At 58.9% G+C, this 18,563-nt stretch carries 14 protein-coding genes and 4 tRNA genes; 8 read left to right on the top strand and 10 right to left on the bottom strand.

Annotation, left to right across the window (positions count from 1 at the left end; translation table 11 throughout):
• The first annotated feature begins 21 nt into the window (after positions 1-21).
• From N2A98_RS09355 to N2A98_RS09345, 3 genes are all read left to right on the top strand, one after another.
• A complete protein-coding gene (locus tag N2A98_RS09355; RefSeq protein ID WP_078802827.1) occupies positions 22-675 on the top strand; it encodes an HAD family hydrolase in 654 nt (217 codons plus the stop codon).
• An 885-nt stretch (positions 676-1,560) separates the two neighbouring features.
• The gene (locus N2A98_RS09350; RefSeq protein WP_223816873.1) at positions 1,561-3,642 is read left to right on the top strand and encodes a carboxy terminal-processing peptidase; all 2,082 of its coding nucleotides are present in this window, start codon (positions 1,561-1,563) and stop codon (positions 3,640-3,642) included.
• Between the two features lie 117 nt (positions 3,643-3,759).
• Positions 3,760-5,529: a bifunctional diguanylate cyclase/phosphodiesterase gene (locus tag N2A98_RS09345; protein ID WP_047710460.1), complete on the top strand. Its 1,770-nt coding sequence runs from the start codon at positions 3,760-3,762 to the stop codon at positions 5,527-5,529.
• Here N2A98_RS09345 and N2A98_RS09340 read toward each other — a convergent pair.
• From N2A98_RS09340 to N2A98_RS09325, 4 genes are all read right to left on the bottom strand, one after another.
• On the bottom strand, positions 5,526-5,897 hold the full coding sequence (locus N2A98_RS09340) for a hypothetical protein (RefSeq protein WP_003190138.1): 372 nt from the start codon (positions 5,895-5,897) through the stop codon (positions 5,526-5,528). The two genes, N2A98_RS09345 and N2A98_RS09340, sit on opposite strands and share 4 nt — an antisense overlap.
• Positions 5,894-6,232: a helix-turn-helix transcriptional regulator gene (locus N2A98_RS09335; RefSeq protein WP_044273065.1), complete on the bottom strand. Its 339-nt coding sequence runs from the start codon at positions 6,230-6,232 to the stop codon at positions 5,894-5,896. Before N2A98_RS09335 ends, N2A98_RS09340 begins: the two co-directional genes overlap by 4 nt.
• Before the next feature lie 97 nt (positions 6,233-6,329).
• Positions 6,330-6,785, bottom strand: a complete 456-nt coding sequence (locus N2A98_RS09330) for a YkvA family protein (protein WP_003190134.1) — start codon at positions 6,783-6,785, stop codon at positions 6,330-6,332.
• Between the two features lie 952 nt (positions 6,786-7,737).
• Complete coding sequence (locus tag N2A98_RS09325) at positions 7,738-8,478, bottom strand: FKBP-type peptidyl-prolyl cis-trans isomerase (RefSeq protein WP_003190133.1); 741 nt, start codon at positions 8,476-8,478, stop codon at positions 7,738-7,740.
• Positions 8,479-8,725: 247 nt separating this feature from the next.
• Here N2A98_RS09325 and N2A98_RS09320 point away from each other — a divergent pair, with 247 nt between their 5' ends.
• Together N2A98_RS09320 and N2A98_RS09315 are read left to right on the top strand one after the other, a co-directional pair.
• Complete coding sequence (locus N2A98_RS09320; RefSeq protein WP_275623306.1) at positions 8,726-10,534, top strand: di-heme-cytochrome C peroxidase; 1,809 nt, start codon at positions 8,726-8,728, stop codon at positions 10,532-10,534.
• A 29-nt stretch (positions 10,535-10,563) separates the two neighbouring features.
• Complete coding sequence (locus N2A98_RS09315; protein ID WP_044273086.1) at positions 10,564-11,697, top strand: catalase family protein; 1,134 nt, start codon at positions 10,564-10,566, stop codon at positions 11,695-11,697.
• 90 nt (positions 11,698-11,787) lie between these two features.
• Here N2A98_RS09315 and N2A98_RS09310 read toward each other — a convergent pair.
• From N2A98_RS09310 to N2A98_RS09295, 4 genes are all read right to left on the bottom strand, one after another.
• A tRNA-Asp gene (locus N2A98_RS09310) sits at positions 11,788-11,864 on the bottom strand.
• 19 nt (positions 11,865-11,883) lie between these two features.
• Positions 11,884-11,959, bottom strand: a tRNA-Val gene (locus tag N2A98_RS09305).
• A gap of 177 nt (positions 11,960-12,136) precedes the next feature.
• Positions 12,137-12,213, bottom strand: a tRNA-Asp gene (locus N2A98_RS09300).
• Between the two features lie 19 nt (positions 12,214-12,232).
• Positions 12,233-12,308, bottom strand: a tRNA-Val gene (locus N2A98_RS09295).
• 159 nt (positions 12,309-12,467) lie between these two features.
• On the opposite strand from N2A98_RS09295, the gene rdgC reads away from it, so the two are divergent.
• From rdgC to sugE, 3 genes are all read left to right on the top strand, one after another.
• The gene (gene rdgC, locus N2A98_RS09290; RefSeq protein ID WP_020301078.1) at positions 12,468-13,388 is read left to right on the top strand and encodes a recombination-associated protein RdgC; all 921 of its coding nucleotides are present in this window, start codon (positions 12,468-12,470) and stop codon (positions 13,386-13,388) included.
• A 153-nt stretch (positions 13,389-13,541) separates the two neighbouring features.
• On the top strand, positions 13,542-14,501 hold the full coding sequence (locus tag N2A98_RS09285) for a bile acid:sodium symporter family protein (RefSeq protein ID WP_003190129.1): 960 nt from the start codon (positions 13,542-13,544) through the stop codon (positions 14,499-14,501).
• Between the two features lie 112 nt (positions 14,502-14,613).
• Positions 14,614-14,928, top strand: coding sequence for a quaternary ammonium compound efflux SMR transporter SugE (gene sugE / locus N2A98_RS09280; protein WP_003190128.1), 315 nt, complete (start codon positions 14,614-14,616; stop codon positions 14,926-14,928).
• Between the two features lie 40 nt (positions 14,929-14,968).
• On the opposite strand, the gene N2A98_RS09275 is transcribed toward sugE, so the two are convergent.
• Both N2A98_RS09275 and N2A98_RS09270 read right to left on the bottom strand, forming a co-directional pair.
• Positions 14,969-16,453, bottom strand: a complete 1,485-nt coding sequence (locus N2A98_RS09275; RefSeq protein WP_275623305.1) for a M91 family zinc metallopeptidase — start codon at positions 16,451-16,453, stop codon at positions 14,969-14,971.
• Positions 16,454-16,635: 182 nt separating this feature from the next.
• Positions 16,636-18,510 (bottom strand): MFS transporter, encoded by a 1,875-nt coding sequence (locus tag N2A98_RS09270; protein ID WP_275623304.1) that lies wholly within the window; start codon positions 18,508-18,510, stop codon positions 16,636-16,638.
• Positions 18,511-18,563: the final 53 nt, after the last annotated feature.

Raw genomic sequence — 18,563 nt, 5'->3', positions numbered from 1 at the left:
TATTGAGAGAGAGCATCACCGATGGCATTGGTAATTTTTGATCTGGACGACACCCTCATCCACGGCGACTGCGCCACGCTGTGGAGCGAACAGATGGGCCGCCTCGGCTGGGTAGACCCTGAGTCATTCATGCGCAGGAACAACGAGCTGATGGATGCCTACAGCCAGGGCAAGCTGTTGATGGAAGATTTCATGGATTTCAGCCTGGAGCCGATGATCGGCCGCACCCCGGAAGAGATCGATCACCTGGTGGAGCCATGGGTCGAGGACGTGATCGAGCCGCTGATCTACAGCGACGCCACCAAGACCATCGCCCGCCACCGCGCGAACGGCGACCGGATCCTGGTGATTTCCGCTTCGGGCACTCACCTGGTCACGCCGATTGCGGCGCGTATCGGTATCGAGGAAGTGCTGGGGATCAACCTGGAGCTCAGCCACGGCGTGTACAGCGGTAATACCGTAGGCGTGCTGACCTATCGTGAGGGCAAGATCACGCGGTTGATGGAATGGCTGGAGCAGGAAGGTGAAACCCTTGAAGGTGCGTATTTCTACTCGGATTCGCGCAATGATTTGCCGCTGCTGCTCAAGGTGGATCACCCGCAGGTAGTGAACCCGGACCCGGTGTTGCGCGCCCATGCCGAGCAGGCCGGCTGGCCGATCCACCACTGGACCTGAATCAATAGAGATCAACCTGTGTGGCTTGCCTGCGATAGCCATCGGTATCTACACAACTCTGAAGTGAACGACGGTAACCACGATGCGAAGCGAGCCGCTCTTGATCTTGATCTGCTTGTGATCTTGATCTCAGGCGCCCCGTTAAACCACGCTGGCCGGAATTCGACAGGGATTTGGGGGGTAAACTGGCAGGGATGCCGGTTTAGCCGCCCCGCGCCATGGATGGCGCGTGGCGGCGGGCTCCCAAATCACTGGCGGATTACGGGCACACCGAGCCTAAGCGAGGTGCCGAGTGGTGGGGCAAGAGCGTTTTGCTTACTTTTGCGCTTTTCAAAAGTGAGCCGCCGTCAGGGCGGAACCCTAAGTGGCCGTTACCTAAATAACGGATATGTACCCTGTCCAACGGTGTTGACTGTTAGGCCGTCTTCGCAGGCAAGCCAGCTCCCACATTTGGATTGCGGTGCCTCAGGGAGATAGGCGCCAGCTGTCCGGTCGTCACGGGAGCAAGCTCCCTCGCCACAGGTCCAGCGTCGCACCAAAGTTGTGTAGATACCTATGCTGCGATAGCGGTGCACCAGATGAAGAATTCTTCACTGTTGCACCGCTATCGCAGACAAGCCAGCTCCCACATTGACTGCATTTCAATCTAGGATTCGGTCAGGCTATTGGCAATATGGACTACACCGAGCGTAGGACGGGGTTGTTCTGGCCCCCCACATCACCGTCAACGCCTTGCAATGCTTTCACAGTGCCTCCATAGTGAGTCTGGACTGAGCCCGGTGCTGTAGCGCCGGGCTTTTTGCATTATGCGACCGGACCATATGGAACCGGCTCCCTCAAAGACGGCCTAATATGCGTTATCAATTGCCCCCGCGTCGAATCAGCATGAAGCATCTGTTCCCCAGCACCGCCCTCGCTTTTTTCATTGGTCTCGGCTTCGCGTCGATGTCGACCAATACGTTCGCAGCCAATAGCTGGGACAACCTTCAGCCTGATCGCGATGAGGTGATTGCCAGCCTTAACGTCGTCGAGTTGCTCAAGCGCCATCACTACAGCAAGCCGCCGCTGGACGACGCTCGCTCAGTGATCATCTACGACAGCTACCTCAAGCTGCTGGACCCGTCGCGCAGCTACTTCCTGGCCAGCGATATCGCTGAGTTCGACAAGTGGAAGACGCAATTCGACGATTTCCTCAAGAGCGGCGACCTGCAGCCTGGCTTCACCATCTACAAGCGCTACCTGGACCGCGTCAAAGCGCGTCTGGACTTCGCTCTGGGTGAGCTGAACAAAGGCGTCGACAAGCTCGATTTCACCCAGAAAGAAACCCTGTTGGTGGATCGCAAGGACGCCCCTTGGCTGACCAGCACCGCAGCCCTGGACGACCTGTGGCGCAAACGCGTCAAGGACGAAGTGCTGCGCTTGAAGATCGCCGGCAAAGAGCCCAAGGCCATTCAAGAACTGTTGACCAAGCGCTACAAGAACCAGCTGGCGCGCCTGGACCAGACCCGTGCCGAAGACATCTTCCAGGCCTACATCAACACCTTTGCGATGTCCTACGACCCGCACACCAATTATCTGTCGCCAGATAACGCGGAAAATTTCGATATCAATATGAGTCTGTCCCTGGAAGGCATCGGTGCCGTCCTGCAAAGCGACAATGACCAGGTGAAAATCGTACGTCTGGTGCCGGCAGGCCCTGCTGACAAAACCAAGCAAGTGGCACCGGCCGACAAGATCATCGGCGTGGCCCAGGCCGACAAAGAGATGGTCGATGTGGTCGGCTGGCGCCTGGACGAAGTGGTCAAGCTGATCCGCGGCCCTAAAGGCAGCGTGGTGCGCCTGGAAGTGATTCCGCACACCAATGCACCGAACGACCAGACCAGCAAGATCGTGTCCATCACCCGTGAAGCGGTGAAGCTCGAAGACCAGGCCGTGCAGAAGAAAGTCCTCAACCTCAAGCAGGATGGCAAGGACTACAAGCTGGGCGTGATTGAAATCCCGGCCTTCTACCTGGACTTCAAGGCGTTCCGTGCCGGTGATCCGGACTACAAGTCCACCACCCGCGACGTGAAGAAAATCCTCACAGAACTGCAGAAAGAGAAAGTCGACGGCGTGGTCATCGACCTGCGCAACAACGGCGGCGGCTCCCTGCAGGAAGCCACCGAGCTGACCAGCCTGTTTATCGACAAGGGCCCGACCGTGTTGGTACGCAACGCTGACGGCCGTGTCGACGTGCTGGAAGACGAGAACCCGGGTGCCTTCTACAAAGGGCCGATGGCGCTGCTGGTCAACCGCCTCTCGGCCTCGGCCTCGGAGATTTTCGCCGGTGCCATGCAGGACTACCACCGTGCACTGATCATCGGCGGCCAGACCTTCGGCAAAGGCACCGTGCAGACCATCCAGCCGCTGAACCATGGCGAGCTCAAGCTGACACTGGCCAAGTTCTACCGGGTCTCCGGGCAGAGCACCCAGCATCAGGGCGTACTGCCGGATATCGATTTCCCGTCGATCATCGACACCAAGGAAATCGGCGAAAGCGCCCTGCCTGAAGCCATGCCGTGGGACACCATCCGCCCTGCGATCAAGCCGGCGTCGGATCCGTTCAAGCCGTTCCTGGCACAGCTGAAGGCTGACCACGACACCCGCTCCGCCAAGGATGCCGAGTTCGTGTTTATCCGCGACAAGCTGGCCCTGGCCAAGAAGCTGATGGAAGAGAAGACCGTCAGCCTCAACGAAGCGGATCGCCGTGCACAGCACTCCAGCATCGAGAATCAGCAACTGGTGCTGGAAAACACCCGCCGCAAGGCCAAGGGTGAAGACCCGCTCAAAGAGCTGAAGAAAGAAGATGAAGACGCGCTGCCGACCGAGGCGGATAAAACCAAGCCGGAAGACGACGCCTACTTGGCCGAGACGGGCCGGATCCTGCTGGATTACCTGAAGATCACCAAGCAGGTGGCCAAGCAGTAAATGATGGCGATTTAATGTGATCGCTCCTCGGAGTGTCATCATATAGACATCATTCTGTCGTGAAATAAAAGGACCGCAGGTTTACGCCTGCGGTCCTTTTTTTTGATCGAGACCGCCATGACCATGACCGAACAGCTGAATGCATTGGGCTCAATCCTGGCTCAAGGCAGTTTGCACAGCCTGTTCCAACCGATCATCTGCCTGTCAGAACGGCGCATCCTCGGTTACGAAGCCCTCAGTCGCGGCCCGTCCAACAGCCCGCTGCACTCCCCCGTCGCGCTGTTCTCAGTGGCCAGCCATGCCGGGCGCCTGAGCGAGCTGGACATGGCGTGTCGAGAAAGTGCATGCCGGCGCTTCAGCGAGCAGAAACTGCCCGGCAAGCTGTTCCTCAATATCTCACCGGAATCCTTGATGGAGCACGCGCATCAGCCAGGGCGCACCCTGCAACTGTTGCGCGACTTCGGTATTTCTCCCAGTCACGTGGTGATCGAACTCACCGAGCAGGCGCCCACCGACGATTTCGCGCTATTGCAAACCGCCTTGCACCACTACCGCGACATGGGTTTTGCCATCGCACTGGATGACTTGGGCGCCGGTTATTCCAGCTTGCGCTTGTGGTCGGAACTGCGCCCGGACTACGTGAAGATCGACCGGCACTTTATCGACGGCATTCACCAGGACGCCCTCAAGCGCGAGTTTGTCGGCTCCATCCTGCAGATCGCCAAGGCGTCCCGCGCCCAAGTGATTGCCGAAGGCATCGAGTTGCCGGAAGAACTGGCGGTGCTGACCGAGATGGGCGTCGACCTGGTCCAGGGCTACCTGCTCTGCCGTCCTCAGGAACAGCCGCCACAGGAAGCGCGCCTGATGCTGCCCAAGCCGGATAACGCCACGCTGGCCCTCAATGACGAAGGCAGTGACCTGAGCGCCCTGCTCAATGAGCAACCCGCCGTGGATCAAGACACCGCCACCGCCCAAGTGCTGGAATCGTTCCGCCGCCAGGCCAACCTCAACTCGTTGGCGGTGTTGGACGGCCGCGGTCGCCCGGTCGGCATTGTGCACCGGCATTCGCTATCGGATGCGTTGCTCAAGCCATTCGCCACCGACTTGTTCGCGCGCAAACCCATCAGCCGCCTGATGAGCGATGACTTTCTGGCGGTGGAACTGAGCCAGTCCTTGCAGCAGGTCAGCCGTTTACTCACCAGCCGTGCACGGCAACGCATCGAAGAGGATTTCATCATCACCCTGAACGGCGATTATCTGGGGCTGGGCCGGGTTATCGACGTGCTCAAGTTGATCACGGAGCTGAAAATCCAGCAGGCCCGCTACGCCAACCCGCTGACCTTGCTGCCTGGCAACGTGCCGATCCAGCAGTGCCTCACTAGGCTGTTGCAGCAACAGCGCGAGTCGGTGATCTGCTATGTGGATATCGACAGTTTCAAGCCGTTCAACGATATCTACGGCTACGGGCGCGGGGATGAAGTGCTGCTGTGCCTGGCGCAGTGCCTGAACGACCGGGTAGACCCCAGCCGCGACTTTGTCGGGCACATTGGCGGCGATGACTTTCTGCTGGTGTTGGGCCCGCAGGATTGGCGCAAGCGGCTCAACCAATTGCTGGACGATTTCCACACCCAATGCCGACGCTTCTACCGCGCCGAACACCTTGAGGCTGGCTGCTTCGTGGCCCTCAACCGCCAGGGCGCGCGCCAGGAGTTTGCATTGCTGTCGCTGTCCATCGGCGTGGTGCACTTGTATCCACAGGCCTGTGCACAACTCGATGCCAGCCAATTGGCAGAGCTGGCTTCACAAGCCAAGCACCATGCCAAGGATATGGCGGGCTACAGCATCCACGTGATCGACAGCATGGACACCTGCTCCCAGGCGCTTTAGGCCTCGGCGGATTCCGGGTACTCGTACTCGAACACCCGCACCACTTCGGATGCATGCCAGGACGCGGCGGCCACACCATCGGAAGGCCCGCTGAACCGCCCCAGGCGCTCCACACACTCAAAAAAACCGGTGCGCGGCAGGCGGCTGGCGCCCTGGCTGATCACCAGGGAACTGCGCAGCGGTTGCTCCGCCTTGGCATCCAGCGCCGCTAGATGCTCCAGGGCCGCAGCCAGGGTCTGCATGGCCGGCGTGGGGAATTGCAGACGCTCCAGCAGCGCACGATACGTCAGCAAATGGCGCTGGCGACGCGCTTGGTCAAGTTCATTGATTAACCCATCCCAGTGTTGACGGCTGATACGTAGGCTCAAGACTCATCCCTCCAACCTGCAACGCCCAATTCCCAGGCCAGGCTGCGGCGAATGGCGGCATCCGGCTGGCGTTCACCACTTTCTATCAATCCAAGATACGAAGGGCTGATGCCCACGGTACGCGCCAGGGCCTCGATTGCCAGGCCCTTGGCCTCACGCAAGCCGCGCAGGGCTGCAAGCGGGCGCAAGTCCTGCTCGGAGGCGGTGGGTGCAGCAGAAGGAGAAGCGCGTGGCGGTTGCAACTGACCGGCAGCTTTTAGCAGCGCCTGGTACTGGTCCCATGGCAACACCGCATACTCGGGTTCGCCATCGCGTGAAATGATCTGGATATCCATGACTGCCCCGTAGGATAAAAACACTTACTAAGTAAGTTATTTCCTTAAGAGTGTAATCCTAACAGCCACGAAGGTCGCCGGGGGATACCAGGCATCATTAGTTTTTTTGCGGGTTTTCCCGGGCCAGCAGCTCAGGCGTCGCAGGCAGGCGCTCAACCACCGCAAGTTTTTCCGGACGTTGCGCATCGCGCCAGGTACGAAAGGCGCTCAGCTCGCCGCTCAGGGTCTTCATGACCCACGCCAGCACGGCGATGTCGTCGAGCATGCCGAACATGGGAAGAAAATCCGGAATCGCATCAATCGGGCTAAGAAAATACATCAGCCCCGCCACCACCGAGATCAGCGCCTTGGGGCTGATGGCACGGTATTCGCCACGCCAGTAAGCCAGGCACAGGGCCTGCAGCAACTTGAGATCATCCTTGAGCTGGCCGAGCCGATTGCCCTGGCTTGAGCCTTTGGCAGCGACGGCAAACAGCAAGGTTGGCAAACGCCCACGACCGAGCAAGCGCGCGGCCATCGGCAGGAAACGGGTGAAATTGAACGGTGGTTTCATAGGGCACTCCAGTTCCAGGCGACATAAAAGGTTATCCACACAAATTGTGGATAACCTTGTGAACAGAGCCTGTTTTATCGGCTGAAAGCCACGGACTACAAGGCCTACAGTCAGATCGGGCGTTTTTTGCGCACATCAAAAAAACCCAAGAATTCATTGACTTGGCATGTATGTGCGGCTACCCGTGCTCGAGTCTTATATCAGACTGTGTCCGGTTGCGGACGTTCGTTTGGATTTGCAGAGGCTTGAATCAGGGGCTGCCTGGCTTGCGAGAGTCATAGATATCTGTACGACTCCGGTACGACGCTGCCCTCCGTGGCAGCCTGCCAGCCGATGCCTATCTCCCAAACACCCCGGGCTCCAAGTGTGGGAGCTGACTTGCCTGCGATGGCGGCCGTTCAATCGACAGAGATATCGAATGTGCCGCCCCAGGTAACCACGATGCGAAGCGAGCCGCTCTTGATCTTGCTCTGCTCTTGATCTTGATCTCAGGCGCCCCGTTAAACCACGCTGGCCGAACGCAGGCTTGAATCCGTGGGTAACCCGGCAGGACGCCGGGTTAGCCGTCCTGGGCCAGGGATGGCCCATGACGGCGGCCCACGGATTCAAGCCTGTGTTCGGGCACACCGAGCCTAAGCGAGGTGCCGAGTGGTGGGGCAAGAGCGTTTTGCTTACTTTTGCGCTTTTCAAAAGTGAGCCGCTGTCAGAGCGGAACCCTAGGTGGCCGTTACCGCAGGAATGGATATGTACTCGGTATAGCTGTGTCGCCTGTCAGGCCGCCTTCGGGAGCAAGCCCGCACAGTTGGATCGTTGGGGTGCCTGGGAGATAGGCGTCGGCTGGCTGGCCCTCATCGCAGGCAAGCCAGCTCCCACAGGGAATTTTGCGTCGTTTGACCAACGCCGAAAACAACAACGCCCCGTCGAGACGGGGCGTTGTGTGTTCAGGCGCCGATTACTTCTTGGCGGCTGGTGCAGCAGGCGCGTCAGCCGCTTCTGCCTTGGCTGGGTCCTTGATGGCCAGCAGCTCCAGGTCAAATACCAGCACGGAGTTGGCCGGGATCGCCGGGCTCGGGCTCTGGGCGCCGTAGGCCAGGTCGGACGGGATGTACAGCTCGACCTTCTCGCCAACGTGCATCAGTTGCAGACCTTCGACCCAACCCGGGATCACGCCGCTGACCGGCAGGTCGATCGGGCTACCGCGATCTACGGAGCTGTCAAAGGTAGTACCGTTGGTGAGCTTGCCGGTGTAGTGAACAGTCACCACGTCGGTTGGCTTAGGCTGGGCGCCGTCGGCCTTCTTCACGATCTTGTACTGCAGGCCGGAAGCGGTGGTGACGACACCGTCTTTCTTGGCGTTGTCTTCGAGGAATTTCTTGCCAGCGGCTGCCGACTCTTCGCTCATTTTGGTCATGCGTTCTTCAGCACGCTTTTGCAGTGCGGCAAACGCCTCAACCAGCTCATCGTCCTTGAGCTTCTGCTCTTTCTTGCCGACGGCATCTTCGATGCCCTGGGCAACAGCTTTGGAGTCCAGGTCGTCCATGCCTTCTTGGGCAAGGCTCTTGCCCATGTTCAGGCCGATGCCGTAGGAAGCTTTTTGCGCCGGGGTTTTCAGCTCTACGCTGGTCTGCGAATCACAACCCGCAAGTACCAGGCTAACCAGGGCCACCGCCGCCGCCAACCGATGCTGTTTCATGCTATTTCCTTGTTCATGCGCCATAAGGGCATTCGAATAAAGTCGCGAGCTTATCAGGCGGCCACGACCAATGGCTACCGGCATGTGAGCAGGAAACTTCTGATAAGTTCACGTGTTTAAAAGCATTTCCATTTATCATGGGGCCCCGCGACGGATCGCGGGACCGCCTGATAGCGGGCCAATTGCTACTTGCCGCACCTGTAGCGCAGTGGCATAACAACGCGACAATTCGACAAGGATAGTTATCTTGCGCATTTTTTCCCGTGTTTTACTCCTGATACTGATCGCACTGGGCCTGATTCTGGCCGTGGTGCTCTACTACACCCTCAATCCCAAACTGCCGGATTATGTGCCCGTAAAGCAGGTGCACTACCAGGAGCAATGGAGTGCCGACGACCGCCAGACCTACTACTTCACGCCCCAGGGCACCCAAGTAAAAGGCCTGCACTACGACTGGTTCACCGCCCTGGAGCTGCCGTTCTCCAAGCAACGCTTTGCCGCGCCGGAGTACCTGGCGCGCTTTGGCTTCCTGGTCGACCCCAAGCAGACGCCCACCGCGCAAAACCCTGGCAACCTGCCAGTAGGGTTCGCCCGGCACCAGAACGCCGACAGCAAGGCTCAGTACCTGGATATCACCTGTGCGGCATGCCACACCGGCGAATTGCACTTCAAGGGCCAGGCCCTGCGCATCGACGGCGGCTCGGCGCAGCACGTGCTGCCCTCCAGCGTTCCCACGTTGCGCGGCGGCAGTTTCGGCCAGGCCCTGGTCGCCAGCCTGGCCGCTACCTATTACAACCCATGGAAGTTCGAACGCTTTGCCCACAAGGTCCTGGGGGATCAGTACGATGCCCAGCGCGATCAACTGCGCAAAGACTTCAAGCAATCGCTGAACCAGTTCCTCAAAGTCGCCTGGAATGACACCCATCGCGGCCTTTACCCCACCGAAGAAGGCCCGGGCCGTACTGACGCCTTTGGGCGCATCGCCAACGCCAGTTTTGGCGACGCTATTTCCCCTGACAATTATCGCGTCGCCAATGCGCCGGTGGACTACCCCCAGCTGTGGGACATCTGGACCTTCGACTGGGTGCAGTGGAATGGCTCGGCCCAGCAGCCCATGGCGCGCAATATCGGCGAAGCCCTTGGCGTAGGCGCGACCCTGGCGTTCTTCGACGCAGCCGGGCAACCGCTCAAAGGCGATGCCCGCTACCCGTCCAGCGTACGGGTGCGTGAACTGCACCTGATCGAAGAGACCCTGCAACGGCTCAAGCCGCCGACCTGGCCGCAAGACTTGTTCGGTGCCATCGACAAACCCCTCGCCGCCCAGGGCCGCGCACTCTTTGCCGAGAACTGCGCCGGCTGCCACCTGCCCACCGTTACCCAAGAAAACGGCCGCCCGGTGCAGCAGTTGAAAATGCTGCCGGTGGACTACATCGGCACCGACCCCGGCACGGCCAACAACATTGCCGACCAACGCTATGACCTCAGTGCCCTGCAATGGGACCCGGCCGAACTGGCCCAACTCAATGTCGAACTGCACCCCACCCCCACCGCGCCGCTGGACTTGAAAAAAATGTCGGTAGCCCAGGGCCTGGCCTATGTCACCGCCTTCGTCGAAGAGCATGCCTACCGTGCGGCCGGCGTCACCCCGGCCGAGCGCCCAGGCCTGGACGGGTTCGGCCTGCCCATCGGCGTGCGCGAGTTGCGTGCCTACAAGGCGCGACCGCTGGCCGGCGTATGGGCCACCCCGCCGTTCCTGCACAACGGTTCGGTGCCGACGATCTACCAACTGCTATCGCCTCAGGACGAACGCAGCACCACCTTCTATAAAGGCACCTTCAACTACGACCCGCGCCACCTGGGGTTTGAGACCACCGCCTTCAAGAACGCCTTCCTGTTCGATACCAGAATCACCGGCAACCACAACAGCGGCCACGAATTCCGTGCCGGCGAGCGCGGCAATGGCGTGATTGGCCGTGGCCTGCTGCCGCAGGAGCGCTGGGCGCTGCTCGAATACCTCAAAGTGCTGGGCGGCCCGCTGGAGCAACAACTGCCATGATTATCCGATCGCAAAACAAGGACCGCTCCATGCTTGCTCGTCTCTGGCTGCGCCTTGGCGCCTTTGTGGGTAAAACCCTGTTGTGGCTGCTGGGCCTGGGCCTGCTGGGGTGGGTGTTGGCCATGGCGTGGTTCGCCTGGCAGCACAGGGGCCCGGTGTCGGTGAAGGAACAGATCCCGCCGGGTGAAGCGGCGATGACCCAAGGCATCATCCAGACCGCCGTGCGCATCGTTGACCAACATCGCGAAGGCACTCGCTACCTGCGTGATGCCCATGCCAAGGCCCATGGATGCGTGAAAGCCGAGGTCAGCGTCCTGGCGGATCTCGACCCGGCCTTGCGCCAGGGTGTGTTCGCCGAGCCGGGCAAGACCTGGCAGGCGACGATGCGCCTGTCCAACGGCAACGCCTACCCGCAATTCGACAGCATCCGCGATGCCCGCGGCATGGCGATCAAGCTGCTGGATGTGCCGGGCAAGCAACTGATGGCCGACCAGCAAGCGCGCACCGAGCAGGATTTCGTGATGTTCAGCCATCCGAACTTCTTTGTCAGCGATGTTGCGGAATACGCGCAGAACATCGGTGCGCAAGCGGATGGCAAGAAGGTCCTGGCGTTCTTTCCCAAGCTCGACCCGCGCAGCTGGCAAGTGCGTCACTTGTTTATCGCCCTGGCAACCCTGGCGCCCGCCCCGGCCAGCCCGACGCAGACGACTTACTTTTCAGTGTCGCCTTATAAGTTTGGCGCGGCCAACGCCAAGTTTCGCGTCGCGCCCGACCCGCAAAGCTGCCCGGATTATGTGCTGCCCAAACAGAACCAGGACCTGCCCAACTTCCTGCGCAGCGCGCTCAACCAGCAACTGTCCACCGACCGTGTAGATGCGTGTTTTGTGCTGCAGATCCAGCGGCAAAACCCACAGGCGTTCATGCCCATCGAAGACACCAGCATCGAATGGAAGGAAAGCGACGCGCCGTATGAAACCGTGGCCAAGGTGAGAATTCCCGCCCAGGACTTTGACACGCCGGCGCAGAACCTGGCGTGCGATAACCAGTCGTTCAACCCCTGGTTCGGGCTGGAAGCCCACCGCCCTATCGGCGGCATCAATCGGCTGCGCAAAGCGGTGTACGAAGCCGTCAGCGACTACCGCCACAGCCGCAACGCACCGTAAGGTGCGTTAAATTGCAGGCGAAAAAAAAACCCGCTCAATGAGCGGGTTTCTTGTGGCTACCTGGCGTTCAGTGTTCCAGGTAACCGAATATGGCGCAGCGGACGGGACTCGAACCCGCGACCCCCGGCGTGACAGGCCGGTATTCTAACCGACTGAACTACCGCTGCGCGTAACACTTGAAGCGAATGGTGGGTGATGACGGGATCGAACCGCCGACATTCTGCTTGTAAGGCAGACGCTCTCCCAGCTGAGCTAATCACCCTTCGTTTCGGTGTGGGCGCATCATACACCAAAAAATCGTAATGTCTTGATTTAAATGCAATTTATTTAAAAAAAGTTTAGCGCACGATTTTTTGCCATATTTCGGACAGAAAAAAGCCCGCTCGATGAGCGGGCTTTCTGTGGTTACCTGGCGTTCAGCGTTCCAGGTAACCGAATATGGCGCAGCGGACGGGACTCGAACCCGCGACCCCCGGCGTGACAGGCCGGTATTCTAACCGACTGAACTACCGCTGCGCGTAACACTTGAAGCGAATGGTGGGTGATGACGGGATCGAACCGCCGACATTCTGCTTGTAAGGCAGACGCTCTCCCAGCTGAGCTAATCACCCTTCGTTTCGGTGTGGCGCGCATTCTACGGAGCGACCTTAAGTCTGGCAAGCACTTTCTTAAATCTTTTTTTTCAGCCCTTCCAATGGCTTAGGCAGGGTTGGCCTGCGGCGTGATCAAGAGAATAATGCCCCCCTTTGTATAGAGGAGAGACTCACCCCATGTGGTTCAAGAACCTGCTTATCTATCGCCTGACCCAAGATCTGCCTGTTGATGCCGAGGCGTTGGAAGCGGCCATGGCCACCAAGCTGGCGCGCCCTTGTGCAAGCCAGGAGTTGACCACTTACGGTTTCGTCGCACCTTTCGGTAAAGGTGAAGATGCTCCCCTGGTTCACGTCAGCGGCGATTTCCTGCTGATCGCCGCCCGCAAGGAAGAACGCATCCTGCCGGGTAGCGTGGTGCGTGATGCACTTAAAGAGAAAGTCGAAGAGATCGAAGCCGAGCAGATGCGCAAGGTCTATAAGAAGGAGCGCGACCAGATCAAGGATGAAATCATCCAGGCCTTCCTGCCTCGCGCCTTTATCCGTCGCTCGTCGACCTTCGCTGCGATCGCGCCGAAACAGGGCCTGATCCTGGTCAACTCGGCCAGCCCCAAGCGCGCCGAAGACCTGCTGTCGACCCTGCGCGAAGTGATCGGCACCCTGCCCGTGCGCCCGCTGACGGTAAAAACCGCCCCGACTGCGATCATGACCGACTGGGTCACCACCCAGAAACCGGCCGACGACTTCTTCGTCCTCGACGAATGCGAACTGCGCGACACCCACGAAGACGGCGGCATCGTGCGTTGCAAGCGCCAGGACCTGACCAGCGAAGAGATCCAACTGCACCTGACCACCGGCAAGGTCGTGACCCAACTGTCCCTGGCGTGGCAGGACAAGTTGTCCTTCATGCTCGACGACAAGATGACCGTCAAGCGCCTGAAATTCGAAGACCTGCTGCAAGACCAGGCGGAACAGGACGGTGGTGATGAAGCCCTGGGCCAACTGGATGCCAGCTTTACCTTGATGATGCTGACCTTCGGCGATTTCCTGCCGGCGTTGGTTGAGGCACTGGGCGGCGAAGAAACACCGCAGGGCATCTAAGCCATGTGAAGATCAAAATGTGGGAGCGGGCTTGCTCGCGAAAGCGATGTATCAGTCAGTATATCTGGTGACTGATTCACCGCTTTCGCGAGCAGCCCGCTCCCACATTTGATTGCATTCACACCATCAGAATCTAATAACAAGGACCTCCCCATGCGCGCACTCGCCGCCTTGAGCCGCTTCGTCGGCAACACCTTCGCCTACTGGGTGTTGATCTTCGCCGTCGTCGCCTTTCTCCAACCTAGCTGGTTCATCGGCCTGAAAAGCGCCATCGTCCCACTGCTGGGCCTGGTGATGTTCGGCATGGGGTTGACCTTGAAACTGGAAGACTTCGCCGAAGTCGCTCGCCACCCGTGGCGCGTGGCCTTGGGCGTGGTCGCGCATTTCGTGATCATGCCGGGCGTGGCATGGTTGCTGTGCCAGGCGTTCCATTTGCCAGCGGAAATAGCCGTTGGCGTGATCCTGGTCGGCTGTTGCCCAAGTGGCACGTCGTCCAACGTGATGACCTGGCTGGCCCGGGGTGATCTGGCGTTATCGGTGGCGATTGCCGCGGTCACCACCCTCCTCGCGCCGCTGCTCACACCGGCGTTGATCTGGCTGCTGGCCTCGGCCTGGCTGCCAGTGTCGTTCATGGAGCTGTTCTGGTCGATCCTGCAAGTGGTGCTGCTGCCCATCGTACTGGGCGTGGTCGCGCAGCGCTTGCTCGGTGATCGGGTAAGGCACGCGGTGGACGTGCTGCCACTGGTGTCGGTGGTCAGCATTGTGATCATCGTCGCGGCCGTGGTTGCCGCAAGCCAAGGCAAGATTGCCGAGTCGGGCCTGCTGATCATGGCCGTGGTGATGCTGCACAACAGCTTCGGTTACCTGTTGGGCTACTTCACCGGGCGCCTGTTCAAGTTGCCCCTGGCGCAACGCAAGTCGCTGGCCCTGGAAGTGGGCATGCAGAACTCCGGGTTGGGTGCCGCCTTGGCCAGTGCCCACTTTTCGCCGCTGGCGGCAGTGCCCAGCGCGTTGTTCAGCGTCTGGCACAATATTTCCGGAGCGTTGCTGTCGACCTACTTCCGGCGCATGAGCGAGAAGGAAGACCGTCGCGCGCTGGAAACCACGCCATAACTTGATCGCACGGTCCAATTTCGGCACTCTACCGAACTTCGCGGGGACGACCTCGCGACGCTATCAAGCGCTTACCCGGGGACGACCCCACTTTGATAGAAGCGAGGTCATCATGTCCTGGATCATTCTGTTTTTTGCCGGGTTGTTTGAAGTGGGCTGGGCCGTCGGCCTGAAGTACACCGACGGGTTCAGCAAGCCACTGCCCACCGCCCTGACCATTGCCGCCATGGCCGTCAGCCTTGGGCTATTGGGGCTGGCCATGAAGGAACTGCCGCTGGGCACCGCCTATGCCATCTGGACCGGCGTCGGTGCCGTGGGCACGGTGATTGCCGGGATTATCCTGTTTGGAGAATCCATGGCGCTGTTTCGATTGGCCAGTGTGGCGTTGATTATTTGCGGGCTGATTGGCCTCAAGATCAGCGCCTGAGTCATTGATCGCTCCCGGCATTGGGAGCGACTTCCTTTAATCAGCGGGCAAAGTACCGCTCACGCAACGAAGTTCCCAGCTCGTCACCAAGGCCATTCTCAGTAGCCCATACCGGATTTGTATTCGTCGGTGGCGTTGAAGGATCGTTGTCGAAGTCGAACGGTGGCGCACTAGTCGGCTGGCCTACGGCCTGCCGCTCCCTGTTTGACTCAAATTGCGGCCGGTCAGGATCAGCTTGATCAGCCCCTACAAAAGTTTCACCAGGCAATGCGGTGCCATTAACACCGTTATAGGCATGCCCCATCTCGTGAAACAGCGGAATAATGGGCGGCCGCTTATGGTCTTCCACCACAAATGAAGGGTCGAATAGAATCGTTGCGTCATCTGCCGGAGCGCCCGGGATACCGTTATTGATATAACCATGAGCCCCATCATTCGGTGGCTCTTGGCGAGGGTCACCCGCGTCGACCCCTTTACGCCCATAGTTATAAAACGCGCCCTCCCCTTCGGGCTGTTGCACAACCTTGATCCGCTCAGGCGTTTTATCCAATGCATCCAACATTTTCTGACCCGTTGGCGAACTTTGCAAAAATTCAAGGTCGTCGTTAAAACGCTGCTTGAATTCCTCACTTCCCTCGACATTAAAGGCCTTACTTCCGACTTCTGTTGGAGACACTATCTTCAACTGAGAACCGAACGTTCGCTTGATACCATCGCCGTCTTTCGCATAGATAGAATCGACATCCGATACTGAGTTGATCGTGTCAAACCCCCTACCGCTGTAAAAGATGTTACGCCCCTTCCCGCCAATGAGAACATCATCATCCTTGCCACCGTGCATGACGTTATGACCGGAGCCGCCCTCTAATAGATCATTTCCGCGCCCCCCATCCATGTAACTGCCACCGCTCCCGCCGCGCAGTTTGTCGTTGCCATTGCCCCCATACATGACGCTATAACCTGTGCCTGCGGCAATGGAGTCCTCGCCATCATTACCTTCGGCATATGCAGTCCCCTTGCCCAGCGTCAGGGTGTCGTTACCTGCGCCGCCATATACATTGGTCCGCCCCCCGCCGGCTTTGAATCTGTCATTACCATCGCCCAGCTTGACGCTCACCGGCAGCTCAAGATCATCGGCAACAGACACGTCATCGTCTCCGCCATTGGTGTGGATTTCAATCTTTTGACGACTTCTTTCATCCTGATAAAGAGGAATCTCATAGGACTTGCCGTTAATTTCAGCTATTAGCCCTCCATCCGTCGACTTTCTGACGTGGACTTTATCGGCTGCGTCCCCTGTCTTGATGACTAAGGTCTCTTTTTTAGGCAGGCCGTAAAATCCCCCGCCACCTCTTACATCCAGCTCTATTTGAACGCCACCTTCACTGAATGGCATATTCGGAATGATCTTTACAGGCGCAAACGTCGCCTCAGGCTTACGTTGAGATTTATCAGTATCGGCAGAGTGACTTGGCGAGCCCATAACTAGCGTTTGGGAGGGAGAGTGGCGAACAGGCATATTCATCAAAAGTCATCCTAAGCGTTAGTTTGCTGTAATGACTACGTGGTGTGCCTGACGAAAACGTTCCGTCAGATGAATGACGTTCTACCACATGCGATAGAATGAAGAATTTTCCTACAGTAACATTCAAATTACTCAGGGCCTCTCTTTAAGAGTTAAAAAAGGCCCTGAGCCACACCTCATTCCTAACGATCACTCCCGCGCAAGCTTCCGACTATTTCATGCAAGGTTTGGGGTGTTGCAGCGTCCACACTCACCGCGCCACCCGCCACCAACACCACCCGCGACCAGATCCGATGGAAAAAGCCCTTGTTAGGATCGCGGCTGAAGAAACTCCCCCACAACCCCTGCAATGCCATCGGGATCACCGGCACCCGCGTCTCCTCCAGGATGCGCGTCACCCCACCCCGGAACTCATTCATCTCGCCATCGGCGGTCAGCTTGCCTTCCGGGAAAATGCAGACCAACTCGCCGTCCTTGAGGTACTGGGCAATCCGCGCGAACGCCTGTTCGTAGATCTGAATGTCTTCATGGCGCCCGGCAATCGGAATCGCCCCGGCGGTGCGGAAGATAAAGTTGAGCACCGGCAAGCGGTAGATCTTGTAGTACATGACAAAGCGAATCGGCCGACGTACTGCGCCGCCGATCAACAGCGCATCGACAAACGACACATGGTTGCACACCAGCAACGCCGCGCCTTCATCCGGGATGGCCTGCAGATTGCGATGCTCCACGCGGTACATGGAATGGCTGAGCAGCCAGATCATGAAGCGCATGGTGAACTCGGGGACGATTTTAAAGATGTAAGTGTTAACCGCGATGTTCAGCAGCGACACCACCAGGAACAACTCGGGGATCGACAGCTTGGCCACGCTCAACAGCAGGATGGAGACGATGGCCGAGACCACCATGAACAGTGCATTGAGAATGTTGTTGGCCGCGATCACCCGAGCTCGTTCGTTCTCGGCGGTGCGCGACTGGATCAGCGCATACAGCGGCACGATGTAAAAGCCGCCGAACACACCCAGGCCGAGGATATCGAACAGCACCCACCATGCCTGGCCGTAGCCGAGCACCGCGAGCCAATCGTTGGCTTGCACGTTCTGCGGGAAGCCGCCGGAGTGCCACCACAGCAGCAGGCCGAACACAGTCAGGCCAAACGAGCCAAACGGCACCAGGCCGATTTCCACCTTACGCCCGGAGAGTTTTTCGCACAGCATCGAGCCCAGGGCGATGCCCACCGAAAACACCGTGAGGATCAAGGTCACCACGGTTTCGTCGCCGTACAACCATTCCTTGGCATAGGCCGGGATTTGCGTGAGGTAGATCGCGCCGACAAACCAGAACCATGAGTTGCCGACAATCGAGCGCGACACAGCAGGCGTCTGCCCCAGGCCCATGCGCAACGTTGCCCAGGACTGCGTGAAGATATTCCAGTCCAGGCGCAGTTGAGGTGTCGACGCCGCCGCGCGCGGGATGCTGCGGCTGGCCAGGTAGCCCAGCACCGCCACGGCCACAATCGCCACCGCCACCACCGGCGCGTAATGGGTGGAAGACATCATGATCCCGGCGCCGATGGTGCCGGCCAGAATCGCCAGGAACGTGCCCATCTCTACCAGGCCGTTACCACCGACCAACTCATCGTCGTGCAATGCCTGAGGCATGATCGAGTACTTCACCGGGCCGAACAGTGCCGAGTGCGTGCCCATGGCAAACAGCGCCAGCAGCATCAGTTCAAGATGATTGGTCAAAAAACCCGTCGCGCCCACGGCCATGATGACGATCTCGCCGATCTTGATCGCGCGGATCAACGCGTCCTTGTTGAATTTCTCGCCAAACTGCCCGGCCAACGCCGAGAACAGGAAGAACGGCAGGATAAACAACAAGGCGCACAGGTTGACCCAGATGGAGCGGTCGCCCTCGATGGTGAGCTTGTAAAGGATGGCCAGGATCAGCGATTGCTTGAAGATGTTGTCGTTGAACGCGCCCAGCAATTGAGTGATGAAAAACGGCAAGAAGCGCCGCGTGCGCAGCAAGGTAAATTGGGAAGGATGGCTCATCGTCGTCCGTGTTCCTGCGTGGCCTTATTTATCAGGCCACGACTTTACCTAAT

The sequence above is a fragment of the Pseudomonas sp. FJ2-5-13 genome (assembly GCF_029201605.1).
GTDB classification, from domain to species: Bacteria; Pseudomonadota; Gammaproteobacteria; order Pseudomonadales; family Pseudomonadaceae; genus Aquipseudomonas; species Aquipseudomonas lactis.
Note: the sequence above shows the minus strand (reverse complement) of the source record. Positions and strands in the feature narration are given on the sequence as shown.

Excerpts from the sequence above, each read along its gene's own strand:
- N2A98_RS09355 (WP_078802827.1), top strand. The coding sequence starts at position 22 with ATGGCATTGGTAATTTTTGATCTGGACGACACCCTCATCCACGGCGAC.
- N2A98_RS09350 (WP_223816873.1), top strand. The coding sequence starts at position 1,561 with ATGAAGCATCTGTTCCCCAGCACCGCCCTCGCTTTTTTCATTGGTCTC.
- N2A98_RS09345 (WP_047710460.1), top strand. The coding sequence starts at position 3,760 with ATGACCATGACCGAACAGCTGAATGCATTGGGCTCAATCCTGGCTCAA.
- N2A98_RS09335 (WP_044273065.1), bottom strand. The coding sequence starts at position 6,232 with ATGGATATCCAGATCATTTCACGCGATGGCGAACCCGAGTATGCGGTG.
- N2A98_RS09330 (WP_003190134.1), bottom strand. The coding sequence starts at position 6,785 with ATGAAACCACCGTTCAATTTCACCCGTTTCCTGCCGATGGCCGCGCGC.
- N2A98_RS09325 (WP_003190133.1), bottom strand. The coding sequence starts at position 8,478 with ATGAAACAGCATCGGTTGGCGGCGGCGGTGGCCCTGGTTAGCCTGGTA.
- N2A98_RS09315 (WP_044273086.1), top strand. The coding sequence starts at position 10,564 with ATGCTTGCTCGTCTCTGGCTGCGCCTTGGCGCCTTTGTGGGTAAAACC.
- rdgC (WP_020301078.1), top strand. The coding sequence starts at position 12,468 with ATGTGGTTCAAGAACCTGCTTATCTATCGCCTGACCCAAGATCTGCCT.
- N2A98_RS09285 (WP_003190129.1), top strand. The coding sequence starts at position 13,542 with ATGCGCGCACTCGCCGCCTTGAGCCGCTTCGTCGGCAACACCTTCGCC.
- sugE (WP_003190128.1), top strand. The coding sequence starts at position 14,614 with ATGTCCTGGATCATTCTGTTTTTTGCCGGGTTGTTTGAAGTGGGCTGG.
- N2A98_RS09275 (WP_275623305.1), bottom strand. The coding sequence starts at position 16,453 with ATGAATATGCCTGTTCGCCACTCTCCCTCCCAAACGCTAGTTATGGGC.
- N2A98_RS09270 (WP_275623304.1), bottom strand. The coding sequence starts at position 18,510 with ATGAGCCATCCTTCCCAATTTACCTTGCTGCGCACGCGGCGCTTCTTG.